Origin of the sequence: Phenylobacterium sp. (assembly GCF_016793285.1) — a bacterium.
GTDB lineage: Bacteria > Pseudomonadota > Alphaproteobacteria > Caulobacterales > Caulobacteraceae > Phenylobacterium.
On the sequence record NZ_JAEUMO010000237.1, the window covers coordinates 1 to 5,662 of the forward strand.

Below are 5,662 nucleotides of genomic sequence, written 5' to 3' on the forward strand. Positions count from 1 at the left end.
CCTGGCCGGGGCAGGCGGTGAGCTACTACCTGGGCATGATGGCCATCAAGGAGGCGCGGGCGAAGGCCGAGAAGGCGCTGGGGCCGAAGTTCGACATCCGAGCCTTCCACGACACGGTGCTGTCGATGGGCAGCGTGCCGACCCCGGTGCTGCACGCCCGCATCGACCGGTTCATCGCCGAGGGCGGACGCGATCCGATGCCGGTCGACTTCCAGAAAGCCAAGGCGGCGCCTTAGGTGCAATGAACCGCGGAAGACGCGGAAAGGCGCGGAAAGAACCGGCGCGAATTCCGCGTTCTTCCGCGTTTTCCGCGGTTCGATTCCTGCGCTTCGCGCGGGCTCAGGCGCTGGCCAGCGCGCTCTGGAAGAGGATGGCGCCGTCGGCGCTGCCGAGTTCGGCTTCGAAGGCGCGGTCGGGATGGGGCATGAGGCCCAGCACGTTGCCCCTGGCGTTGACGATGCCGGCGATGTCGCGGGCTGAGCCGTTGGGGTTCTTCAGGTAGCGGAAGACCACCTGGCCCTCGCCCTCCAGGCGGTCCAGCGTGGGCTCGTCCGCGAAGAAGTTGCCCTCGCCGTTGCCCACGGTCATCACGGCGCTGCGGCGGCCCTGGTAGCCCGCGGTGAAGCGGGTCTGGCTGTTGGTGACCTCGAGTTCGACGGCCTTGCAGACGTACTTCAGCTTCTCGTTGCGCAGCAGCGCGCCGGGCAGCAGGCCCATCTCGCAGAGGATCTGGAAGCCGTTGCAGATGCCGACCGTGGCGACGCCGCGCCCGACCGCCGCCTTCACCTCGCCCATGATCGGCGAGAGCGAGGCCATGGCCCCGCAGCGCAGGTAGTCGCCGTAGCTGAAGCCGCCCGGGAGCACGATCAGGTCGACGCCGGCGGGCAGGGCGGTGTCGCCGTGCCAGACCATGTCGACATGGGCGCCGGTGGACCGTTCGATGGCCACCTTGCAGTCGCGGTCGCAGTTCGAACCCGGGAAGACGATGACGGCGGCTTTCATGGCGCCGCGCGTTAGCACCGTTTGCCCCGGCGCGCGACCCTTGCCACCCGGATGCTTCCCGCGGCCTTCCGCTCCGGCGGGAAGCGTCCTAGGACTCCGCGCATGACGACCCGCCGCCCTGTTCCGTTCGAGATCGGTCCCGTCCACTTCATCGGCATCGGGGGCATCGGCATGAGCGGGATCGCCGAGATCATGATGCGAACCGGCTACACGGTGCAGGGCTCGGACGCGAAGGCCAGCGCCAACACCGAGCGGCTGGAGAAGCTGGGCGCGAAGATCTTCGTGGGCCACGATCCGGCGAACGTCGAAGGCGCCTACGCCGTCGTCTACTCGACCGCCGTGAAGGCCGACAATCCGGAAATGGCGGCCGCGCGCGAGAAGCGCCTGCCGCTGGTGCGCCGCGCCGAGATGCTGGCCGAGCTGATGCGGCTCCAGTTCTCGGTGGCCGTGGGCGGCACGCACGGCAAGACCACCACCACGTCGATGATCGCCTCGCTGCTGGACGCCGGCGGCCTGGATCCCACGGTGGTCAACGGCGGCATCATCAACACCTACGGCACCAACGCGAAGGTGGGCGCCGGCGAGTGGATCGTCGTCGAGGCCGACGAGAGCGACGGCACCTTCCTGAAGCTGAAGTCGACCGCGGCCGTGGTGACCAACATCGACCCCGAGCACCTCGACCACTACGGCGACTTCGACGCGGTGAAGAAGGCCTTCCGCGACTTCGTGGAGAACATCCCGTTCTACGGCTTCGCGGCGGTCTGCACCGACCACGCCGAGGTCCAGGCAATGGCCGCCCGCGTCGAGAACCGCCGCCTGGTCACCTACGGCGTCAATCCGCAGGCTCAGGTCCGCGCCGAGAACATCACCATGGGCCCCGACGGCGCGCACTACGACGTCGTGATCCGGCCGCCGATTTCTGCAGGAACGGGCGGCGAACCGCTCCGCTATGCGGACCTGCACCTGCCCATGCCAGGCCATCACAACGTGCTGAATTCCCTGGCCGCCGTGGCCGTCGCGCGCGAGCTGGGCCTGGACGAGGCGGCCATCCGCAAGGGCCTCAAGGCGTTCGGCGGCGTGCGCCGGCGCTTCACCACCACGGGCGTCGCGAACGGCGTCCGCGTGATCGACGACTACGGCCACCACCCGGTCGAGATCGCCTCGGTGCTGAAGGCCGCCCGGGCGGTGACCGAGGGCAGGGTGATCGCGGTGGTCCAGCCGCATCGCTACACCCGCCTGCGCGACCTGTTCGACGACTTCTGCGCCTGTTTCGCCGACGCCGACACGGTGATCGTGGCCGACGTCTATGCCGCGGGCGAAGCGCCGATCGAGGGCGCCGGCAAGGACGACCTCGTCGCCGGCCTGCGCCGCTTCGGCCACCGCCACGTCCTGCCGCTGGGCGCGCCCGCGGAGCTTGCCGGGCTGGTGAACGAAGAGGCCAGCGCCGGCGACCTCGTCGTCCTGCTGGGCGCCGGCGACATCACCAACTGGGCCTATGCGCTGCCCGGCGAGCTGGAAGCGCTCTGCAAGTGACGGACTGGCGCGACAAGCTGCCGGGCGTCCGCGGCAAGCTGCTGCGCGACGAGCCGCTGGGGCCGTTCACCTGGTTCCGGGTCGGCGGCGCGGCCGAGCTGCTGTTCCTGCCGGCGGATGAGGACGATCTCGGCGCGTTCCTCGAAGCCCTGCCTGCGGAGGTTCCGGTGACGGTCCTGGGCGTCGGCTCGAACGTCATCATCCGCGACGGCGGCGTGCCCGGAGCCGTCATCCGCCTGGCCGGCCGCGCCTTCGCCGGGGTCACGGTGGACGGCGACGCCATCACCGCGGGCGCCGCCGCCCTCGACGCCGCGGTCGCCCGCAGCGCCGCCAGGGCCGGCCTCGCGGGCCTGGAGTTCTACGCCGGCATCCCGGGCACGATCGGCGGCGCGCTGACCATGAACGCCGGCTGCTACGGTGCGGAAACGAAAGACGTTCTGGTCTCGGCCTGGGGCTACGACCGCAGCGGCGCGCGCCGCGATTTCCAGCTCGCCGACTTCGGCTACGCCTACCGCCACTCCGAGGCGCCGGCCGACATCGTCTGGGTTGAGGCGACCTACCGCGGCCGTCCGGACGACCCCAGCGCCGTCCAGCGGCGCATCGACGAGATCACCGCGCGCCGCGAAACCACCCAGCCGATCCGCGAGAAGACCGGCGGCTCGACGTTCAAGAACCCGCCCGGACATTCCTCATGGAAACTTGTTGATGAGGCGGGATGGCGCGGAAAGCTGTACGGTGGGGCCATGTTCTCGCCGCTGCACGCGAACTTCATGATCAACACCGGGGAGGCGACGGCCGCCGACCTGGAGGGCCTGGGCGAGGCGGTGCGCGCCGACGTGAAGGCGAAGACGGGCGTCGATCTCCACTGGGAGATCAAGCGGATCGGGAGGGTCTGACGGTGGCGCAGGCGGCGCTCATCCTGGTGCGGCACGGCCGGCCGGCGATCGACCCTGCCACGCCGTCGACCACCTGGCCGCTGTGTCCCGAGGGCCGTGACGGCTGTGCGAAGCTGGCGGAGCGCATCGCCGCCTATGCGCCCACCGCCGTCGTCTCCAGCCCCGAGCCCAAGGCGCTCCAGACGGCCCAGATCCTCGGCGACCGGGTGGGCCTGAAGGTCGACGTCGACCCCGGCCTGCACGAGCACAAGCGCCAGCAGCTCTCCTTCGGCTCGGAACAGGCCTTCCGCCAGCGCATCGCGGCGGTGTTCGACAAGCCGTCCGAGCCGGTGGGCGGCGTCGAGACCGCCCATGCCGCCGCCGAGCGCCTCGCCGCCACCCTGGCCCGCCACGAAGGCGCCCCGCTCGTCGCCGTCACTCACGGCACGATCCTCAGCGTCTACCTGGGCGAAAAGCTGAACTGCGACGCCCATGACCTCTGGCGCAGCCTCCACATGCCCGACGCCTTCGTGCTGGACGCGGACGGCCGGCTGATCGAGCGGATGAGCTGACTCCCCATCGAGCCGGCGCGAATGAGGGTCAGGCGGCGGGCGCGAGCGCCTTCTCCGCCGGCACCAGCCGCGCGCTGGCCGTCGCGCGGGCCACCACCGTCCCGGACAGGTCCATCAGCTTCCCCTCCAGGAAGGCGATGCTCTTGCCGGCCTGGATCACCTGGCCCTCGCCGTAGAGCGGGCCCGGGCGTGCGGGCGTCAGGTAGCTCACATGCATGTCGATGGTCGGGGTGAAGACGCGGCCCTCGCCATAGATGAACATCGCGGGGCCCATGGTGTCGTCCAGCATCGCCGCCAGGAAGCCGCCCTGGATGAAGCCCGCCGGGTTGGTGAACTCGCGCCGCGCCTCGAAGCGGATGCGGATCCAGCCGTCGGCGGGCCGCGCCTCCACGATCTCCCAACCCAGCAGCTCGGCGCAGGGCGGGCGCGCCAGCCCTTCGAGAGCGTGGGGTTCCCACGCTCCGGCCTCTTGCCCGGAGTCCGGCCGTTCGTCGGAAGGCGACAGGTCGGGAGCGTGCGGGACAGGCATGGGACCTCCATTTCGTCGCCGCACCCTGCCGACGTCCTGCTGACAGCATGGCGGCAGCAGAGGCTGCGGCCGCATGGCCCCTGCCGCTTGATCGAGATCACGGATAGGCTGGCGGCCAGGGAAGATTCTCACGCCATGCCTGACGGGACCGCGACGGCGCATCTCTACCGGCCGAAGCTCGCCACCACCCTGGCGGAGGGCTACGGACCGGCCGCGCTGCGCCGCGACGCGATGGCCGGGCTCACCGTGGCGATCCTGGCGCTGCCGCTCTCCATGGCGATCGCCGTCGCTTCGGGCGTCTCGCCGGCCCAGGGGCTGGTGACGGCCATCGTGGGCGGCTTCCTGGTCTCGGCGCTGGGCGGCAGTCGCGTGCAGATCGGCGGGCCGGCAGGCGCCTTCATCGTGCTGGTGTCGGCCACCGTGGCGCGCCACGGGCCCGAGGGGCTGGCGCTCACCGTCCTGATGTCCGGGGTGATGCTGGCGCTCGTCGGCGCGCTGCGGCTGGGCGGCCTGATCCGCCATGTTCCGCATGCGGTGACGGTGGGCTTCACCACCGGCATCGCGGTCACCATCGCGGCGAGTCAGCTCCGCGACCTGGCGGGCCTCAGGCTCGCCGGCTCCGAACCGGGCCCGGTGGGCGAGAAGCTTCTCGTGCTGGCCGCCGCGGCGCCGACCCTGAACCCCGCCGCGCTGGCGCTGGGGGCGGCGGTCGCCGCCTTCATCCTCGGCCTTCGCCGCTGGCGGCCCGGCTGGCCGGGCATGCTCTTCGCGGTGGTGGCGGCCACGCTGGCGGCGTGGGGCCTCGGCCTGCCGGTGGAGACGATCGGCAGCCGTTTCGGCGGCATCCCGGCGGGCCTGCCCGCGCCGCACCTGCCCGACATGTCGCCGGCCCGCCTCGCGGACCTGCTGCCCGCGGCGCTGGCGTTCACGCTGCTCGGCGGCCTCGAGAGCCTGCTGTCGGCGAAGGTGGCCGACGGCATGACCGGCCGCGTGCATCGCTCGAACATGGAACTGATCGCCCAGGGGATCGCCAACGTGGCCTCGGCCCTGTTCGGCGGCATCGCGGTCACGGGCACGATCGCGCGCACCGCCGCCAACGTGCGCGCCGGCGCGGCGAGCCCGTTCGCGGGCATGTTCCACGCCGCCTTCCT

General features: G+C 71.5%; 7 protein-coding genes. 5 read left to right on the forward strand and 2 right to left on the reverse strand.

Features of this window, described 5'->3' with window-relative positions; genetic code table 11:
• Window positions 1–236 (forward strand): DUF885 family protein (locus JNL41_RS20295; RefSeq protein ID WP_293477994.1); only part of this gene is annotated, 236 nt, incomplete at its 5' end.
• Window positions 237–339: 103 nt separating this feature from the next.
• Here the strand turns inward: JNL41_RS20295 and purQ are convergent.
• Window positions 340–1,002: a phosphoribosylformylglycinamidine synthase subunit PurQ gene (purQ, locus tag JNL41_RS20300; protein WP_293477995.1), complete on the reverse strand. Its 663-nt coding sequence runs from the start codon at window positions 1,000–1,002 to the stop codon at window positions 340–342.
• A gap of 102 nt (window positions 1,003–1,104) precedes the next feature.
• On the opposite strand from purQ, the gene murC reads away from it, so the two are divergent.
• Genes murC through JNL41_RS20315 form a run of 3 tightly spaced genes read left to right on the forward strand, consistent with a single transcriptional unit; the run spans window position 1,105 to window position 3,982 of the window.
• Window positions 1,105–2,535, forward strand: a complete 1,431-nt coding sequence (gene murC, locus JNL41_RS20305) for a UDP-N-acetylmuramate--L-alanine ligase (RefSeq protein WP_293477996.1) — start codon at window positions 1,105–1,107, stop codon at window positions 2,533–2,535.
• Window positions 2,532–3,431 (forward strand): UDP-N-acetylmuramate dehydrogenase, encoded by a 900-nt coding sequence (murB, locus tag JNL41_RS20310; protein WP_293477997.1) that lies wholly within the window; start codon window positions 2,532–2,534, stop codon window positions 3,429–3,431. Before murC ends, murB begins: the two co-directional genes overlap by 4 nt.
• A gap of 2 nt (window positions 3,432–3,433) precedes the next feature.
• Complete coding sequence (locus JNL41_RS20315; RefSeq protein WP_293477998.1) at window positions 3,434–3,982, forward strand: histidine phosphatase family protein; 549 nt, start codon at window positions 3,434–3,436, stop codon at window positions 3,980–3,982.
• Between the two features lie 28 nt (window positions 3,983–4,010).
• Here JNL41_RS20315 and JNL41_RS20320 read toward each other — a convergent pair whose 3' ends face one another.
• Window positions 4,011–4,511, reverse strand: a complete 501-nt coding sequence (locus JNL41_RS20320) for a PaaI family thioesterase (protein ID WP_293477999.1) — start codon at window positions 4,509–4,511, stop codon at window positions 4,011–4,013.
• 135 nt (window positions 4,512–4,646) lie between these two features.
• On the opposite strand from JNL41_RS20320, the gene JNL41_RS20325 reads away from it, so the two are divergent.
• Window positions 4,647–5,662 (forward strand): SulP family inorganic anion transporter (locus tag JNL41_RS20325; protein ID WP_293478000.1); only part of this gene is annotated, 1,016 nt, incomplete at its 3' end.